This window comes from Listeria aquatica (assembly GCF_014223975.1).
Classification (GTDB): Bacteria; Bacillota; Bacilli; order Lactobacillales; family Listeriaceae; genus Listeria; species Listeria aquatica.
The window spans coordinates 126,074-144,392 of record NZ_JAARRM010000002.1 but is presented as its reverse complement, the minus strand read 5'-3'; the positions used below and the strand labels follow the sequence as shown (position 1 = coordinate 144,392).

Sequence of the window (18,319 nt, the reverse complement as noted above, 5' to 3'; positions counted from 1 at the left end):
GAAAAAATGAAACTGGTTTTAATTCGCCACGGACAAAGTGAATGGAATAAACTCAACTTGTTTACCGGCTGGCATGACGTTGATTTGTCGGAGCAAGGGGTAGAAGAAGCTAAAACAGCGGGAAAACGCATTAAAGCAGCAGGACTTGAATTTGATGTTGCTTTCACATCCGTTTTAACGCGTGCAATTAAAACACTTGATTATGCACTTGAAGAATCAGGCCAACTCTGGGTGCCGGTACATAAGTCTTGGCGACTTAATGAACGGCATTACGGTGCGCTTCAAGGCTTAAATAAAAAAGAAACGGCGGAGAAATATGGTGCCGATCAAGTCCAACTTTGGCGCCGTAGCTATGATACACTTCCTCCATTATTAGAAGAAAACGATGAGCGCCAAGCAAAAAATGATCGTCGTTATCAACTTTTAGATACGCATGCAATTCCCTCGGGTGAAAATCTAAAGGTAACACTTGAGCGTGTAATCCCATATTGGATGGATACGATTGCGCCAGAAATTAAATCAGGTAAACGTGTGATTATCGCTGCGCACGGAAATAGCCTGCGGGCACTTGTGAAGTTCTTAGAAGGAATCAGTGATGACGCGATTATGGAACTTGAAATCCCAACAGGTGTACCACTGGTTTATGAATTAGATGAAGATTTAAAACCAACAAATAAATATTATCTAGATAAATAAAAAAGCGCTCCGTTTTTACGGAGTGCTTTTTTATTTGATGTCGTAAATTTCACTGTCCTTAGGCATGAGGGCAGGAATAATTAGAACGAACACAGAAATTCCAACCGTTAGAATTAATCCGGTTGTGAAACTAAACGGTACAGAAAGCATTGATGAAAGAACGAATTCAGCCATCATTGATAGGAAAAATACCCAAACAACTGTAACGATATAGCGCATGAGAAACACCTCATTTCACATCATTCAATACAATCATTCTAGCACAAAATAAGCATGATTGACAACATATGAGAAAGCTAGTAATATCTTTTTGGATAAAGTCATGTCTAGCTATTTACCTTTTATTTGTATTCAATTTGACATGAAACTGTCATTAGATACTTACTAAACTAACATAAATGTTTGGTACAATGTATCAAGGCTTGTTAATCAAACAAGAAATTAAAACACTCGAAGAACAGGATGTGCTCGAAGTAGAATGAAAAAATGGAAATTAGCGCTTGCGGCTTTTATTACAGCAGCAGGAATAAGCGCACCACTTGCAGCAACACAAGCGGAGGCAGCAGATGAAGTAGCTATTCAGGCGTCTCTGCAGAAAATGACGTTAACACAAAGACAATTTATTCAAGATATCGCGCCAAAAGCGCAGGAATTGCAAAAGAAATATCAAGTATTGAGTAGTGTCTCGCTTGCTCAAGCGATTGTCGAATCAAATTGGGGAAACAGTGGGCTTTCAACAGAAGCCAATAATTTGTTTGGTATCAAAGGCTCTTACAATGGTTCATCTGTCACAATGTCGACAAAAGAATATAGCGGTGATAAGGTACAACAAATTGATGCCGCATTTCGCGCTTATCCAGACCGAGAAACGTCTCTCGAAGATCATACCTTACTGTTTGTAAATGGAACAAGCGGAAATCCATCTTTATATCATGCTGTCATAGGAGAAAATGACTATAAAAAAGCAGCGCTAGCGATCCAAGAAGCTGGTTATGCTACAGATCCAAACTATGCAGCAGTTTTGACGGAAACCGTTGAAATGTTTGGATTAACTGCGTATGATGACATTTATGATCATATGAAAAAAGAAGAGAATATGCTCGCGTATGGCACCGTTCAAGAACCAAAAGACTATGACGTTTGGAGTTTGCCAAGTGGGATGAAAGATGCAGAAAAAGTGGCTTCTACGGCTTCTCTAAAAGAAAAACAACTTCGTGTAGGGAAAAAAGCAGAAATGCAAAACGGTAGTCACTGGTTTGAAATTTACGACGAACAAGATAACAGGATCGGCTGGCTAGAAGAAAACGCGATGGATATTTTCTACACAACTAAAAGTGAAAAAGAGTTTGAATTAAAGAAGTATATCATCGATTCTGATCAAAAAATTTATCGCTATCCAGTAGAGGGTTCCAAACGCGTGGTTGGTGAAATGAAGACCTATCAAGGTGAGAAGTTAGAAATTGATCGCCGAGCAGATGTTAAAAATGAATACTGGTATCGTTTTAAAGACAAAGACGGCCAAGTTGTTGGCTGGTCAAAAGCGCCAGGATTCTCTGATAACAATCCAAATAAAAAGAAATAAACGCATTTGATGCCCTTTAGTTGTACGCTTTTATGCAAAGTGAAGCACTAGAGGGCTTTTATGATGTCAAAAGAAAGAATGGTTGCCAAAAAAACGGCGTTCTGTTAAAATTAGTACCAGGTCATAAAAACAGCTTTTTAAATTCGTTCAAATATGGGGGAATCGTAATGAATGCAGGAATTCTAGGAGTAGGGAAATACACACCCGAAAGAATCTTAACAAATTTTGATTTAGAAAAAATGATGGACACATCAGATGAATGGATTAAAACAAGAACTGGAATTGAAGAAAGACGCATTGCTCGCGATGATGAATATACACATGATATGGCATACGAAGCAGCTAAAGAGGCAATTGAAAATGCAGGTTTAACTCCAGAGGATATTGATTTAATTATTGTCGCAACAGTTACTCAGGAAGCTAACTTCCCTTCTGTTGGAAATATCATCCAAGATCGTTTAGGCGCAAAGCATGCGGCTGCAATGGATCTTGAAGCGGCTTGTTCTGGTTTTACTTACGGAATTGTAACAGGAGCACAGTTCATTCAAACAGGTGCTTATAAACATGTTGTCGTAGTGGGGGCGGATAAGCTTTCCAAAATTACTGATTGGGATGATCGAAGTACCGCTGTCTTGTTTGGAGACGGAGCAGGTGCTGTTGTGATGGGGCCAGTTTCAGAAGACAAGGGACTTCTTTCCTTTGTGCTTGGATCAGATGGTTCAGGTGGTAAGTACCTCAACTTGAAAGAAGAAAACGACAAACTTTATATGAATGGACGCGAAGTTTTCCGCTTTGCTGTTCGAAAAATGGGGGATGCTTCACTTGAAGTTCTTGAAAAAGCTGGACTTCAAAAAGAAGATTTAGATTTATTAATTCCTCACCAAGCAAATATTCGAATCATGGAAGCTTCAAGAGAGCGCCTAGGCCTTCCAGAAGAAAAAATGATTAAGACGGTTCAAAAATACGGAAACACTTCTGCCTCTTCTATTGCGCTTGCGCTTGTGGATGCGGTTCAAGAAGGCCGTGTGAAAGATGGCGATAATCTGCTACTTGTTGGTTTTGGTGGGGGGTTAACTTGGGGAGCGCTTGTGATTCGCTTTGGTAAATAAATTAAAATAGGGGTGCGCAAAACGATTATGAATTATGTCGAAGTAGGCGCATCCTTTCTTTTTTTATGATATAATAATAGCGGCTTTATGGTCGCTTCAATAGAAATTGAAATTTTATTTTGTTCTTTTATTTTGTTTTTTTCTATGATTGAGGCAACCGTTTCAAAAAATGACTCCTGATTAACAGAAGTTATTTTTTCATGAGCTCAAAAACAAGGAGATGAGAAAATGGAGAAAAGAAGAGTCGTTGTTACTGGAGTTGGAGCTGTTACGCCAATTGGGAATGACGCGGAAACAGCATGGGATAATGCCAAGAAAGGTGTAAACGGTGTGGCTCCACTTACTCGTTTAAACCCAGAAGATTTTCCAGTCAAAATCGCAGCTGAACTAAAAGACTTTGATGTCGAAAAATATATTGACAAAAAAGAAGCGCGCAAAATGGACCGTTTCACTCATTATGCGATTGCAGGTGCAGAGATGGCGCTCCAAGATGCAAACTTTACGGTAGATGACACAAATGCGGAACGTGTGGGTGTTTGGATTGGTTCTGGAATTGGCGGAATGGAAACCTTTGAGACCCAATATGAAACTTATAGAACACGCGGCCTTCGTCGTGTGAGTCCGTTTTTTGTGCCAATGATGATTCCGGATATGGCATCTGGACAAGTTTCAATTCGCTTTGGAACAAAAGGGATCAATACGGCAACCGTAACGGCCTGTGCAACAGGAACCAATTCAATTGGAGATGCGTTCAAGGTGATTGAGCGTGGTGATGCAGACGTGATGATTAGCGGTGGAACTGAAGCACCAATTACGAAGATGTCGCTTGCTGGATTCTGCGCGAACAAAGCTTTATCGCTTAACCCAGATCCTGAAACTGCATGTCGCCCGTTTGATAAAGATCGGGATGGATTTATTATTGGTGAGGGTGCAGGGATTGTTATCCTGGAAGAATACGAACATGCCAAAGCACGTGGAGCTAAAATTTACGCCGAAATTATTGGTTATGGTGCAACAAGTGATGCTTACCATATTACAGCCCCAGCACCAAATGGAGAAGGCGCTGCCCGTGCGATGAAACAGGCACTAGAAGATGCCGATGTGAAACCAGAAGAAGTGGATTATATCAATGCACACGGAACAAGTACAGGATACAATGATAAGTATGAAACGGCAGCAGTAAAAACTATTTTCAAAGACTATGCTAAAGACTTGCTTATCAGTTCTACAAAATCAATGACTGGCCATACGCTAGGAGCGTCTGGCGGAATTGAAGCAATCTTCTCGGTTCTTGCTATTCGTGACAGTGTTGTGCCACCAACGATTCATTTGAAAAACCCAGATCCTGAATGTGATCTAGATTATGTGGCAAATGAATCACGGGAAAAAGATGTGACAATAGCAATGTCGAATTCATTCGGCTTTGGTGGTCATAATGCAACGCTTGTCTTTAAAAAAGTAACAGATTAATAAGGTTGATAAAAGAAGTCGGCTAGATGTAAAACCATCTAGCCGACTTCTTTTTTTATTTTATTAGCGACGTTTGCGCCCAAGTCCCATAGCATTTTCCATTTTGCGTAACGTTTTATTCGCTTTTATTCTAGCTTTTTCTGCACCTTCGTCTAAGATGCGGTCAAGCTCCTCAGAATTGAGAAAGTATTCATAGCGCTCCTGGATAGGGGCTAATTCAGCGACAACCGCTTCTGCTAAATCATTCTTGAAATCGCCATATCCTTTATCTGCATATTGAGCCTCTAAGTCCTTGATCGCTTTCCCAGTGAGTGCAGAATAAATTGCTAATAAGTTCGAGACTCCCGGTTTGTTTTCTTTATCATAGGCAATTACGCCAGAGGAATCAGTTACAGCACTTTTAATTTTTTTCGTTATCACATTTGGTGGATCTAATAAATAAATCGCTCCTTTAGTATTTTCATCTGATTTGCTCATTTTTTTAGTGGGTTCCTGAAGCGACATGACACGGGCGCCTTGTTTAGGCACATACATTTCGGGAACTGTGAAGATATCGTTGTGCTTATTGTTAAAGCGAATAGCAAGATCGCGTGTAAGTTCGATATGCTGCTTTTGGTCTTCGCCAACTGGCACAAGGTTAGTTTGATAAAGTAAAATATCTGCTGCCATAAGCGGTGGATATGTAAGAAGACCAGCACTAACACCAGCTTTTCCAGCCGATTTGTCTTTAAATTGCGTCATGCGTTCTAATTCACCAATGTAGACATTACATTGTAAGATCCAAGCCGCTTGTGCGTGAGCAGGAACCTCAGATTGAACAAAAAGAGTAGATTTTTCTGGGTCTAGTCCAACAGCCAAATAAAGTGCAGCAAGGCTACGAATTTGCTTACGTAGCTTTAACCGATCTTGTGGAACAGTAATTGCGTGTTCATCGACGATACAATAATAACAATCAAATTCATCTTGAAACTGTCCAAATTGTTTTAACGCGCCGATGTAATTTCCAAGTGTTAAGTCACCACTTGGTTGAATGCCTGAAAAGATGATCTTTTTCATTGTTTTTCCTCCTTAACGATACCTAACATTTCATGAAATAAAAAAATCGCCTCTAGCTAGAATTTTTAGTTCTAGCTAGGGACGAATTTATTTTCCGCGGTGCCACCCTGTTACTTCTTGCCAATGCAAAAAGCGCTTAAAAAAAGATAACGGCTTTATGCCGCTGACGGCTACTTTTCGTGTTCACTGTCAGTCCTCAGGAAGCCCATTCGACTCAGCCCATTTATCTGTTTTCACCATCCACAGACTCTCTAGAAAAAGAAACTGAATGTACTTTTCTTCCATGTTAACGCATCATATATAATGATTTAAGTCTATCAATTTAATGAGCAACTGTCAAACTACAAATAGTATAAAACAAGGGATAACATACTACTTAAAAACACAATAATACTACTCAAAATCATGTCTGCATAGGGTAATCCCACAAGTTCAGAAAGCATCATGTCAGAGAATTCATTCTCTTCATCGCCACGGATTTTCCGCGCTACTTTTCGAAAACCATAATGTACACGGTCAAGAAAGCCGCTGCGCATAATGTAAACGAGTAGTCCTATAAGAAAAGCAATAAAACTGACATAAAAAGAGATATTGATGTAATGGAGAAGAGAAATCCCTGTGCCAAAAAGAAGAATGGCGAAAATAATTAATTCTTGAATTAGTAAATAAATAAATGTCCGCTTAAGCAATATCGTCACCTCGAAATTGGAATCGTACTAACTTTAGCATAAAATGAATGAAAACTCTAATTGTTCGTGAGCAATTAGAGTTTTTGAAAAAAGCTCAATCGACTTCGATTAGAAATACTCTTAGAAAAAAAATCAAAAAAATAACTGTACTCATTTTGGGTTGTACCAAGGGTTTTCTCGGTTTTGAACGAAACAATTGAAATTTTTATATAGACAAGTGTTAAAAAAAAGTATATAAATAAAGATAATCCTATTTTAATTCGGGATTAATCAAATTTTCACTTTGCTCTAAAAATGACGATTGTAAATTTAAATGTTGGTAAGGGAATAAAGTTGTTTGATTAAACTAATCTTATTTTCTGAAAACTTAATCAATGTAAAATTATTAACAAAAAGCAAGGCGTAGAGCGTTCTTTTGAATTGATTCAATTGTCTAACTTTTTCGTTATAATAATTTTTTAACAAATTGAAACTTTCATCCTGTTTCGTTTAATTGATTAAAAATAATTTACAAATCTTTAATTATTAGAGTATAATTATAAGTGAAACAATTTTTCAGAAAAATAAAAAAGGGAGGTATATTTAGTGAAGAAATCTAAATTATTTTTAGCACTTGGATTTACACTAACGCTGAGCTTAGGTCTTGCAGCTTGTGGAGGAGGAAGTTCTTCAAGTTCAGATAGTAAGAGCACTGACTCTGGCAAAGCTTCTGGAGAGCAAGTACTTAATTTAACAGAGAGCGCACTAATTCCATCGGCAGATAGTTCAAAAGCAGATGATCAGGTGGGTCTAAACGTACTTAACCAAACAAATGAAGGTCTGTATGCACTTGACAAGGACGGCAAACCAGCTATTGCCGGTGCTGCTGAAGAACCAAAAATTAGTGATGATAAGACAGTCTATACCTTCAAATTACGCAGTGATGCAAAATGGTCTAATGGGGATCCTGTAACAGCAAATGACTATGTGTTTGCTTGGAAACGAGCTGTTAACCCAGATACTGCTGCAACCTATTCCTATCTATTTGATGCTATTAAAAATGGTAGCGATATTGTAGCAGGCAAGAAGAAACCTGAAGAATTAGGAGTGAAAGCAGTTGATGATACAACGCTTGAAATCACACTTTCGAAACCAACAGCGTACATCAATTCACTTTTTGCATTCCCAACATTCTTCCCGCTTAATGAAAAATTCGTAACTGAAAAAGGCGAGAAATTCGCTCAAAACAGTGATAACATTCTATACAATGGTCCTTTCCAACTTAAAGATTGGACAGGAACGAACAAAAAATGGACATACGTGAAAAATGATAAGTACTGGGATAAGAAAAATGTGAAATTGAAACAAATCAATGTTCAAGTTGTTCAAGATGCTGGTACAGGCGTTAACCTTTATAATACTGGTAAAACAGATCGTACTGTATTAAGTGCTGAATATGCCGCTCAAAATAAGAGCAATAAAGATTATGTAGTTGTGAATGACTCATCCACTTTCTACATCAAATTTAACCAAGAACGTAAAGGTAAAAAAACACCACTTGCAAATAAAAACATCCGTAAGGCACTTGCCCTTTCGATTGACAAGAAATCTTATGTAGATACTGTACTTCAAAACGGATCTAAACCTGCTAATAACTTGGTGCCACCTGAATTCACTTTCGATCCGAAAAATGATGAGGATTATGTGAAAGAATCCGGTGCACACTTGAAATATGATAAAGCCGAAGCTAAAAAAGCTTGGAAACAAGGCTTGAAAGAACTTGGGACAGATAAAATTTCACTTGAGTTTACAAGTGATGACACAGAAAATGCGAAAAAATCTTCTGAGTTTATCCAAAACCAACTTGAAAAAAATCTTGATGGTTTAACAGTTAAACTTAAAAACGTTCCATTCAAAGTTCGTTTGCAAAATGACCAAAATCAAGACTATGATTTCTCAATGAGTGGATGGGGTCCTGACTATCAAGATCCATCGACATTCTTGGATCTATTCAAAACAGGTGGTTCGCAAAACAGAATGAGTTATTCGAACTCTGATTATGATAAGATTCTTCAAGATGCGGCTGTTACTTATGCAGCTGACACTCAAAAACGTTGGGATGAAATGGTTAAAGCTGAAAACATCTTGCTTACAGATGATGTAGCGATCCAACCGCTTTATCACCGCGCTAATGCATACTTGCAAAAAGATTACATCAAAAACTTACAAAAAAATCCATTTGGTCCAGACTATACGTACAAAAATACGTATTTGACTAAATAAAGTATATCTGTAAGAAATACTTGATTGAAACGAGAGAGTATATTTCGGTATACTCTCTCCTTTTTGATGATAATTGTAGTCGTGCGATAAGAAATCTTTACTTAGAAAAAACAGGCGAAGTGAATTGTGTCTTATCCTTTAAGGTGGGCTTGATTTAAACTAGCTTATCAAATATAAATAAAAAATTTGGGAGGTGTAGAGAAAGGATGGCAAAATATACACTAAAGCGCATTTTTTATATGTTAATTACGCTTTTCATCATTGCTTCGGTTACATTCTTCCTAATGAAGCTTTTACCTGGTACACCTTACCGGAATCAGGAAAAACTTTCTGATGAACAAATTCACATCATGAATGAAAAATATGGGTTGAATGATCCGGTTCCTGTTCAGTATTTTAATTACATGACAGGACTTGTAAAAGGGGATTTAGGAGTATCTTTCCAACTTGATAACCGTCCGGTGTCAGAAATTTTAGGTGCACTTATCGGACCATCAGTGACTCTAGCACTAGAAGCAATGGTTTTTGGACTATTATTTGGGGTTATACTCGGGGTAATTGCTGCGATGTATCAAAATAGGTGGCCGGATTATACCAGTACCTTCATCGCAATACTCGGGAAATCCATCCCTTCTTTCGTTTTTGCAACGGTATTACAATACTGGATTGGGGCAAAATTACAGTGGCTTCCGGTAGCTGGATGGGGGACTTTTGCTGACTCCATTTTGCCGGCATTTGCACTTGCTATGTTCCCACTTGCGACAGCAGCCAGGTTTATGAGAACAGAACTTATTGATGTGTTTGCTTCAGATTATATTTTACTGGCTAAGGCAAAAGGAAATAGCCGTACAGAAATTGCGGTTAAGCATGCGATTCGAAATGCTCTAATCCCACTTATTACGGTTTTAGGGCCGCTTTCAGTATCGCTTATGACAGGTTCGCTTGTTATTGAGAATATTTATGGAATTCCAGGAATTGGTAGTCAATTCGTTTCATCTATTCAAACTAACGACTATCCGGTTATTATGGGAACAACCATTTTATTTGCTGTGATGTTAATTTTTATCATTCTAGTCGTAGATATTCTATACGGCTTGATTGATCCTCGAATTCGTGTGTCGGGAGGTAAGAAATAATGGCAGAAAAAATTGCAAAAGAAATGTTTCAGCCAGCGCATGTTCAAGATGCAGAAGCAGAAAAAATTTCGCGCCCCAGTCTCACCTTCCTACAAGATTCTTGGCTTCGGGTAAGAAAGAATAAAGCTGCACTTGTTTCACTTATTGTGCTCGGTGTAATTATTATTATGGCTATTTTTGGGCAGTATTTTTCTCCCAACTTAGGACCAAATCGTAGTGTAAACTATCAAGATACACCTTATGCAAGTTTACCGCCAAAAGTTCCGGGATTTGATAATATGCCATTTTGGAATGGGCATCAGAACATCGGCGGACAAGATGTAGATGTGTATAAGCAGAAGAATGTTAAAGAAGGTACTTATTACTGGCTCGGAAGTGATACACTTGGACGAGACCAATTTGCACGTATCTGGGCAGGAACACGAGTTTCACTTATTATTGCTGTAGTAGCCGCACTGTGTGACCTTGTTATTGGTGTTGCTTATGGAATGATCTCTGGTTTTGTTGGAGGGCGTACAGATAATATTATGCAACGTATACTTGAAGTTATTTCTGCAATTCCAAACCTTGTAGTTGTAATTTTAATGCTTCTTATATTAGATCCGGGGATTATGTCTATTATCATTGCTATTGCGATGACGAGTTGGATAACCATGGCGCGGGTTGTCAGGGGACAAGTTTTAAAACTAAAAGATCAGGAATTTGTCCTAGCTTCTCTAACCCTTGGGGAGTCAATGCCCAAAATTCTTGTAAAACATTTACTTCCTAATGTATCAGGTGTCATTATCATCAATGTTATGTTCAGTATTCCGAGTGCGATTTTCTTTGAAGCTTTTCTAAGTTTTATCGGACTAGGTCTTCCAGCACCAACAGCCTCGCTTGGAACGCTAATAAACGACGGTTATAAGACCTTGCAGGTGCTTCCTTATATGGTTCTTTATCCATCGGTTGTACTTTGTGTTATCATGATAGCATTTAACTTAATCGCTGACGGGCTTCGCGATGCGTTTGATCCGAAAATGCGCGACTAAAGGAAAGGTGAGGAATAATGGAAAAACTGTTAGAAGTAAAAGATTTGCACATTTCCTTCCACACTTATGCCGGTGAAGTTCAAGCGATTCGTGGAGTGAGCTTCGATCTTCATAAAGGAGAAACACTTGCTATCGTGGGAGAATCTGGTTCAGGGAAGTCTGTTACAACGAAAGCTGTAATGCGACTTCTTCCTGAAAGCAACTCTAAAATAAAATCTGGTCAAATTCTTTTCGGTGGAAAGGATTTGGCCACTGCTAGTGAAAAACAAATGCAAAAGATTCGCGGGAAAGACATTGCGATGATTTTCCAAGATCCAATGACTTCTTTAAATCCGACTATGACAATTGGTAAACAAATTTCTGAGCCACTAATTAAGCACCAAAAAATTGGTAAATCAGAAGCGCATAAAACAGCGCTACGTTTGTTACAACTTGTTGGGATTCCAAATGCGGAAGAGCGAATTAAACAGTATCCGCACCAGTTTTCCGGTGGGATGCGACAACGTGTTGTTATTGCGATTTCACTTGCTTGTAACCCGCAAGTTTTGATCGCAGATGAACCAACTACAGCGCTCGATGTAACGATTCAGGCGCAGATTCTTGATTTAATGAAAGATTTGCAAAAGAAGATTGATACATCCATCATCTTCATCACGCATGACCTTGGGGTTGTAGCGAATGTTGCTGATCGTGTTGCCGTTATGTATGCTGGGAAAATTGTAGAAATTGGAACGGTTGATGAGATTTTTTATAACCCGCAACACCCATACACATGGGGATTAATTAGTTCTATGCCAACGCTTGATACAGATGATGAAGAACTTTATGTGATTCCTGGTACACCACCAGATCTTTTGAAACCGCCAAAAGGTGATGCTTTTGCGGCACGTAATCAATATGCGATGCAAATCGATCTGGAGGAAGAGCCGCCAATGTTTAAAGTGTCGGATACGCATTACGCAGCAACCTGGCTACTTCATCCAGATGCGCCAGAAGTGACGCCTCCAGATGCTGTTCTTAGACGTCAAGAGCAGTTTGCAAAAGAACACCCAGGTATGCAGGCTGTTCATGCGAAGGGAGTTGAAGAGGAATGAGTGAAAAAGAAAAGTTGCTCGAAATTCATAATCTGAAACAGTACTTTAACAAAGGTAAATCCAACGAAGTGCGTGCTGTTGATGATATTTCCTTCGATATTTATAAAGGTGAGACGCTTGGACTTGTTGGGGAATCTGGCTGTGGTAAATCAACAACAGGAAGAACGATTATTCGTTTGTACGATGCAACAGGTGGTGAAGTACTCTACAAAGGAAAAAATGTGCATGCCAAAAAAAGTCGTAAGGAAATGCATGAATTCCGTAGAAAAATGCAAATGATTTTCCAAGATCCGTATGCGTCACTTAATCCTCGTATGAAAGTACGCGATATCATTGCGGAAGGAATTAAGATTCATGGCCTTGCGAAGACACCTGAGGAAGCGACACAACAGGTTTATCACTTGCTGGAAACTGTAGGATTAAGTAAAGAGCATGCTGGACGCTATCCTCATGAATTTTCTGGCGGTCAACGTCAAAGAATCGGGATTGCAAGAGCGCTAGCTGTGCAACCTGAATTTATTATCGCGGATGAACCTATTTCTGCTTTGGATGTTTCAATTCAAGCGCAGGTAGTTAACCTTTTGCGTGATTTGCAAAAAGAAAAAGAACTTACGTATTTATTTATTGCGCATGACCTTTCAATGGTGAAATACATCAGCGACCGAATTGGCGTTATGTATTTTGGTAAGTTAGTAGAACTTGCGCCAGCTGACGATTTATATCGTGCGCCGCTCCATCCTTATACGGAGTCGCTACTTTCTGCAATTCCACTTCCTGATCCTAATTATGAACGTACGCGTGTTCGTAAACTATATGATCCGAGTTCGCATGGATATAAAGACGGAGAAGAAATAAAAATGCGTGAAATTGCACCTGGACATTATGTTTATTGTTCGGAAACAGAGGAAGGGATGTATAAAGAAAAGCATGCTAAGCTAACGAGCGTAGCAACAAAATGAAAATGAGGAGCCCTGAAAAGCAGGGCTCCTTTTTTGTTTGTGAAAAGAAATTAATAAAATTCTCATCAAATTTTAATTTTCTTATCTTTTTTTTCATGCTGATTTAGTTTAAAGATTGTATAGTAAGGGTAAGATACATTTGACGACATACTACATCCTTTTTCTAGTCAAATAAAAAAATTTAAAATAGCCCTATAGAATTTCACAATTTTAGTGTATAATGAGAATGTAGGTTCTTGATTGCTATTTTCAAAAAGAGAATGGATTAGCAATTCGTTTTTTGAATGAAACAAAAAAATTAACCGATTAAGGAGTGTGAATGTCTAATGGTAACGTTATACACTTCACCTAGTTGCACATCTTGTCGCAAAGCACGAGCTTGGTTGGAAAACCATGAAATTCCATACAAAGAAAGAAATATTTTTTCTGAACCGTTAAGTTTAGATGAAATAAAAGAAATCCTTCGTATGACGGAAGATGGGACCGATGAAATTATTTCAACTCGTTCAAAAACATTTCAGAAGCTAAATGTTGATTTAGACAGTTTGCCTCTGCAAGAGCTTTTTGAATTGATTCAGAAAAACCCTGGGCTTTTAAGACGTCCAATTATTATCGACGAAAAGCGTCTCCAAGTAGGATATAACGAAGACGAAATCCGTCGTTTCTTGCCAAGAAAAGTAAGAACTTATCAATTGCGTGAAGCTCAAAAAATGGTTAACTAATTGAAAGCTGTTGGAAATCTAAAAAGGTTTTCGGCAGCTTTTTTGTTCAGTTCGGAAACTTGCGCAAAATTTAATTTTGAGGTAAGATAAGAGCCCAAAAGAATAAAAGGTGGTATAATCATCTATTATAAGATAAAATATAAGTATGAAGTTTACCCTTCGTTGTCAATGACTAAATTGGAAGGGAGAGTGTGACGATGGAAATTGAACGAATTAATGAGGATACAATTAAATTTTACATTTCTTATCTGGATCTCGAAGAGCGCGGCTTCAATCAGGAAGATGTCTGGTATGATCGCGAAAAGAGTGAAGAGCTTTTTTGGGAAATGATGGATGAGCTGAAGTATGAAGAAGAGTTCACTCCTGAAGGTCCGCTCTGGATACAAGTCCAAGCTTTAAAACATGGTCTAGAAGTATTTGTAACGAAGGCGAATTTGTCGAAACAAGGCGAAGAAAACTTTGAACTTAGTTCAGCTAGTCAAGATGAACTGGCTACTGAGGAACGAATTGAGAAAATGTTAGAAGAAAACTTTAATCCAGTTAATAAGGATTCAGAAGATGATGAGGACACGTTAGAGTTTGTCTTGGCATTTAGCGACTTTGAAGATTTAGTTCAAATGAGTGGTGCTTCTGGACTCCAAGATGTGAATACGAAACTCTATGCTTATCAAGATAGATACTTCCTTTATGTGGAATTTCCTGAAACTCAATATAATGAATCAAACATTGACAATACGGTCAGTATATTGCTTGAATATGGCACGGAGTCGAATTTAACAGGCTATATGCTAGACGAATATGGTAAACTGATTTTTGATAATCCCGCACTAGAACAAGTAAAACAGTATTTTATGGATTAAGAAATAAAAAAAGACTCGTTTCTAAAATATAGAAACGGGTCTTTTTTTGCGATTTTAAAATAAATAAAGGAATTTGCATCTAGACTGTCGAAGTGAATAAATAAAACTAGTAAAGGATGTTGGAAATGTTTACAGCAAAGAATAGACAAGGCGATTATTTCACAGCTACACAAGCAAACATTTCACATTTAAAAGCGAAGACGGATCCGTTTTTTTGCCCGGCGTGTGGAGAAGAACTCATTCTTAAATGTGGAGATATTAAGTTGCCACACTTTGCGCATAAACGAGGAACGAGATGTCGCTTTTCTTCAGAAGGAGAGACAAAAAAGCATTTACTTGGAAAGAAGGAACTAAGTCGTTGGCTACTCTATCAAGGATTTGAGGTGCAATTAGAGAGTTTTCTTCAAACCATTAACCGTCAAGCGGATCTTCTCGTTAATGGGAAATATGCCGTTGAATTTCAGTGCTCAACTGTTCCTCCTTCTCAGTTATTGGAACGGACAAAGGACTATTTGTCAAAGAAGCTTATTCCGATTTGGTTACTAGGTCAGGATATCGTAAAAAACAAATTTAGTTATGCCTTTTCAAATTTTCAACTATGTTTTATAAGGAAAAGTGAGGAGCTTGGTTATTATTTGCTATTTTTTCAGCCAGAAAAACGCAGAATAGAATGTATTCATCACCTTGCACATGCGGGAAGTAAATATTTTTTTGGTGAGCGTTTAGTGCTTCCACTGGCAATTTCAATAAAGGAAATGCAACTAAAAATAAAGGCGGTTAAAGGGCATAGAAGAAAGAAGTATCAGCCACATCGAGAAATTGAACGAGAACGACTTTGCTACTATTATGCAAAATATAAATCACGCAGTTATTTTATGCAAGAACTCTATCATGCGGGATTTTCACTTTATCATTTACCACTTCAAGTTGGGGTGCAGCTCGATAAACAGTTTCTTGTTCATACAGCTCCTGTAGAGTGGCAGTTTTCACTTTGGATTCATTTTTTTGACCGACTTGAAGTAGGAGAGCATTTTGCGTATAGAGCGATTGCAGAACGATTTAGAGCTTGTGTGGTCCCATTAAAAGTGCTCACCTTCCAAGATTACGAGGCAGAAGAATTGCTAAAGGAATATCTTCTTTATCTAGAAGAAAAAGAAATACTCGTTGAAATTTCGAGTTGTAACTACCGTTTGAAAAGAAAAATGAAGTGGAGACAACATTCACAAATTTTTTCCTAATTTATGATTTTTGCATTTTTATGATTTTTAGATCATAATGAAAAGGAAGATTGATTTGGGGAGGTTTTAAGATGGCAGAGAGCAAAATAGGGGCATTGCCCGCAAGAAATGAAGTGCCAGAAGAACTGACTTGGGATCTCACAACTATTTTCCCGTCAGATGAAGCTTTTGAAAAAGAATTTAAGGATATTCAAGAATTAAGCAAGCAAAGCGAACAATTTAAAGGAACACTCGGAAATAGTGCAGATACGCTTTTAAATGCTTTGAGATTTCGCGATACACTTTTTGATCGGTTGGAAAAGCTGTATGTATATGCACATTTAAAACTGGATCAGGACACAGCGAATGCAACTTATCAAGGAATGAATAGCCGAGTAGGAAGTTTGATCACGCAAGTTATTACCGGGTTGAGCTATTTTGACCCTGAAATTCTATCTATCGAAGAAGCACGTCTTGAGACATTTTTAAATGAAAATACAGAGCTCGGATTATACAAGCATGTTCTTGAAGAGTTAAATTTAAGTCGACCCTACGTTTTATCCGAAAAAGAAGAAGCAATTTTAGCGAGTGCTGGAGAAGTACTTGGCAGTTCCTCGAATACATTTAGCACATTGAATAATGCTGATTTGAAGTTTCCGGTAATCCGTGATGAAGCTGGAAATGAAGTTGAAATTACGCATGGCCGTTATGGGAAGCTACTTGAAAGTAGCGACCGGCGTGTTCGTGAGGAAGCCTTTAAAGGACTTTATTCCGTTTATGAAAGTTTAAAAAATACTCTTGCTCAAACCTTGAATGGGCAGGTGAAAAAATCTAACTTTTATGCATCGGTAAGAGGCTATAAGTCGGCTCGAGAAGCGGCACTTTCCGGAAATCATATTCCTGAAACAGTATATGATTCTTTAGTACAAACGGTTAACGAGCATTTGCCATTGCTACATCGTTATGTTGAAATGCGCAAGAAAATTTTAGGCTTGAATGACTTGCATATGTATGATATGTACACGCCGCTTTCAAGTGAAGTGAAACTGGAGTTTACTTATGAAGAAGCGAAAGAAGTTGTTTTAGAAGCTTTAAAACCATTAGGTGAAGAATATCAAGCGATACTCAAAAAAGCATTTGCTAACAGGTGGATTGATGTCGTTGAAAATAAAGGAAAACGAAGCGGTGCTTATTCATCGGGTGCATATAGTACAAACCCGTATATTTTGTTAAACTGGCAAAATAATATTGATAATGTGTTCACACTAGCTCATGAACTCGGTCACAGTGTGCATAGCTATTACACGCGGACAAATCAACCATATGTTTATGGGGATTATTCGATATTCCTTGCAGAAGTTGCATCTACTACTAATGAAAATCTTTTGACGGACCATTTGCTTAAAAAATATGATGATCCAAAAGTTCGTGCCTATTTACTAAATCATTATTTAGATGGGTTTAAAGGAACTGTTTTCCGGCAAACTCAATTTGCTGAATTCGAGCACTTCATTCACCAAGCTGATCAAAATGGTGAAGCCTTAACCGCGGAGTTCTTGACTGAACAATATTTTAAGATTAATAAAAATTATTATGGTGATGCCGTTCAATATGATCCGGAAATTGGTTATGAGTGGTCACGGATTCCACATTTTTATATGAACTATTATGTATACCAATACGCAACTGGTTTTTCTGCTGCTTCTGCATTGAGTGCAAAAATTTTGAAGGAAGGAACTCCAGCTGTTGAAGCTTATTTGGATTATTTAAAAGCAGGAAGTTCAGATTTTCCGATTGAAGTTTTGAAACGTGCGGGTGTCGATATGACAAGCAGTCAAGTCGTTGAAGATGCACTGAAAGTTTTTGAAGAACGATTAATAGAACTTGAGAAACTGGAAAACTAACTTTGTGAAATTATAAATTTACAAAAAAAGTTTTGTGGGGAAGCTTAGCTAATTGAGAAAGCTTCCTCTTTTTTTGTACATTTGAGATACTGTATTATTTATTTATATGGAAAGAAATCGTTTAAACAAAGCGAGCTTAGCAAACTGTTTTTATCTTTGCTTGTGAATAGTGGGACAGAAATTAAAAACTAGATTTTCATTATTATAAATAAAAGGAAAAGATGAAAAAATTTGTTCAAAAAAAGTTTGTGAAGCATTGAATTATGTTTTTAGATATGGTATATTAATACCGTGAAATAAATCACAAACAAATACCCCCTTTATTTGATTGTGTGAATTTCTCCTTTTGATTGCGCTGAAAGAAGCTGTACCCCTTGTGGTACAGCTTTTTTCGTTGTTTTGATTTTTTTCTTCATCTTAAAAATCCATATAAGAAGCAGAATTATTCACTTCATTGAAGGGTACAGTAATAATTATTGCGTTTAACCTAGAAATTAACTTCTTATCCGAGACTAGACAAAACATTTAAAAT

16 protein-coding genes and 1 other annotated feature are annotated in these 18,319 nt (G+C 37.8%); of the genes, 13 read left to right on the top strand and 3 right to left on the bottom strand.

All coding sequences use genetic code 11. The annotated features are described in order from the left end of the window. Nucleotides 1-6 precede the first annotated feature (6 nt). The gene (gene gpmA / locus HB912_RS06535; protein WP_036071106.1) at nucleotides 7-696 is read left to right on the top strand and encodes a 2,3-diphosphoglycerate-dependent phosphoglycerate mutase; all 690 of its coding nucleotides are present in this window, start codon (nucleotides 7-9) and stop codon (nucleotides 694-696) included. Between the two features lie 30 nt (nucleotides 697-726). On the opposite strand, the gene HB912_RS06530 is transcribed toward gpmA, so the two are convergent. Next, nucleotides 727-915 (bottom strand): YjzD family protein, encoded by a 189-nt coding sequence (locus HB912_RS06530; RefSeq protein ID WP_036071105.1) that lies wholly within the window; start codon nucleotides 913-915, stop codon nucleotides 727-729. A 259-nt stretch (nucleotides 916-1,174) separates the two neighbouring features. On the opposite strand from HB912_RS06530, the gene HB912_RS06525 reads away from it, so the two are divergent. The 3 genes from HB912_RS06525 to fabF all read left to right on the top strand — a co-directional run bounded on the left by HB912_RS06525 (nucleotide 1,175) and on the right by fabF (nucleotide 4,857). Continuing rightward, nucleotides 1,175-2,278 (top strand): glucosaminidase domain-containing protein, encoded by a 1,104-nt coding sequence (locus HB912_RS06525; RefSeq protein WP_185373125.1) that lies wholly within the window; start codon nucleotides 1,175-1,177, stop codon nucleotides 2,276-2,278. 167 nt (nucleotides 2,279-2,445) lie between these two features. Beyond that, nucleotides 2,446-3,387 carry a beta-ketoacyl-ACP synthase III gene (locus tag HB912_RS06520; protein ID WP_036071339.1) on the top strand — a complete coding sequence of 314 codons (942 nt, stop codon included), beginning with the start codon at nucleotides 2,446-2,448 and terminating at the stop codon, nucleotides 3,385-3,387. Between the two features lie 228 nt (nucleotides 3,388-3,615). Further along, nucleotides 3,616-4,857: a beta-ketoacyl-ACP synthase II gene (gene fabF, locus HB912_RS06515; protein ID WP_036071103.1), complete on the top strand. Its 1,242-nt coding sequence runs from the start codon at nucleotides 3,616-3,618 to the stop codon at nucleotides 4,855-4,857. Nucleotides 4,858-4,920: 63 nt separating this feature from the next. On the opposite strand, the gene trpS is transcribed toward fabF, so the two are convergent. Beyond that, on the bottom strand, nucleotides 4,921-5,913 hold the full coding sequence (gene trpS / locus HB912_RS06510; RefSeq protein WP_185373123.1) for a tryptophan--tRNA ligase: 993 nt from the start codon (nucleotides 5,911-5,913) through the stop codon (nucleotides 4,921-4,923). A 74-nt stretch (nucleotides 5,914-5,987) separates the two neighbouring features. Continuing rightward, nucleotides 5,988-6,212 (bottom strand) — a binding site (T-box leader). A gap of 42 nt (nucleotides 6,213-6,254) precedes the next feature. After that, on the bottom strand, nucleotides 6,255-6,602 hold the full coding sequence (locus HB912_RS06505) for a DUF3899 domain-containing protein (RefSeq protein ID WP_036071099.1): 348 nt from the start codon (nucleotides 6,600-6,602) through the stop codon (nucleotides 6,255-6,257). A gap of 585 nt (nucleotides 6,603-7,187) precedes the next feature. Between HB912_RS06505 and HB912_RS06500 the strand changes: the two genes are divergently transcribed. The 9 genes from HB912_RS06500 to pepF all read left to right on the top strand — a co-directional run bounded on the left by HB912_RS06500 (nucleotide 7,188) and on the right by pepF (nucleotide 17,787). Continuing rightward, complete coding sequence (locus HB912_RS06500) at nucleotides 7,188-8,864, top strand: ABC transporter substrate-binding protein (protein WP_185373121.1); 1,677 nt, start codon at nucleotides 7,188-7,190, stop codon at nucleotides 8,862-8,864. Between the two features lie 206 nt (nucleotides 8,865-9,070). Continuing rightward, a complete protein-coding gene (opp3b, locus tag HB912_RS06495; protein ID WP_036071097.1) occupies nucleotides 9,071-10,000 on the top strand; it encodes an oligopeptide ABC transporter permease in 930 nt (309 codons plus the stop codon). Continuing rightward, entirely contained in the window at nucleotides 10,000-11,031 is a 1,032-nt protein-coding gene (gene opp3C / locus HB912_RS06490; RefSeq protein WP_036071095.1) for an oligopeptide ABC transporter permease, read from the top strand. Before opp3b ends, opp3C begins: the two co-directional genes overlap by 1 nt. A 17-nt stretch (nucleotides 11,032-11,048) precedes the next feature. After that, entirely contained in the window at nucleotides 11,049-12,125 is a 1,077-nt protein-coding gene (locus HB912_RS06485; protein WP_185373119.1) for an ABC transporter ATP-binding protein, read from the top strand. Then, complete coding sequence (locus tag HB912_RS06480) at nucleotides 12,122-13,084, top strand: ABC transporter ATP-binding protein (RefSeq protein WP_185373117.1); 963 nt, start codon at nucleotides 12,122-12,124, stop codon at nucleotides 13,082-13,084. The genes HB912_RS06485 and HB912_RS06480 overlap by 4 nt, the downstream gene beginning before the upstream one ends. Before the next feature lie 326 nt (nucleotides 13,085-13,410). Beyond that, nucleotides 13,411-13,806 (top strand): transcriptional regulator SpxA, encoded by a 396-nt coding sequence (gene spxA, locus HB912_RS06475; RefSeq protein ID WP_036071091.1) that lies wholly within the window; start codon nucleotides 13,411-13,413, stop codon nucleotides 13,804-13,806. A 197-nt stretch (nucleotides 13,807-14,003) separates the two neighbouring features. Next, on the top strand, nucleotides 14,004-14,666 hold the full coding sequence (gene mecA, locus HB912_RS06470; RefSeq protein ID WP_185373115.1) for an adaptor protein MecA: 663 nt from the start codon (nucleotides 14,004-14,006) through the stop codon (nucleotides 14,664-14,666). Nucleotides 14,667-14,791: 125 nt separating this feature from the next. Beyond that, nucleotides 14,792-15,904: a competence protein CoiA family protein gene (locus HB912_RS06465; RefSeq protein WP_185373113.1), complete on the top strand. Its 1,113-nt coding sequence runs from the start codon at nucleotides 14,792-14,794 to the stop codon at nucleotides 15,902-15,904. 71 nt (nucleotides 15,905-15,975) lie between these two features. Continuing rightward, on the top strand, nucleotides 15,976-17,787 hold the full coding sequence (gene pepF, locus HB912_RS06460) for an oligoendopeptidase F (protein ID WP_185373111.1): 1,812 nt from the start codon (nucleotides 15,976-15,978) through the stop codon (nucleotides 17,785-17,787). Nucleotides 17,788-18,319: the final 532 nt, after the last annotated feature.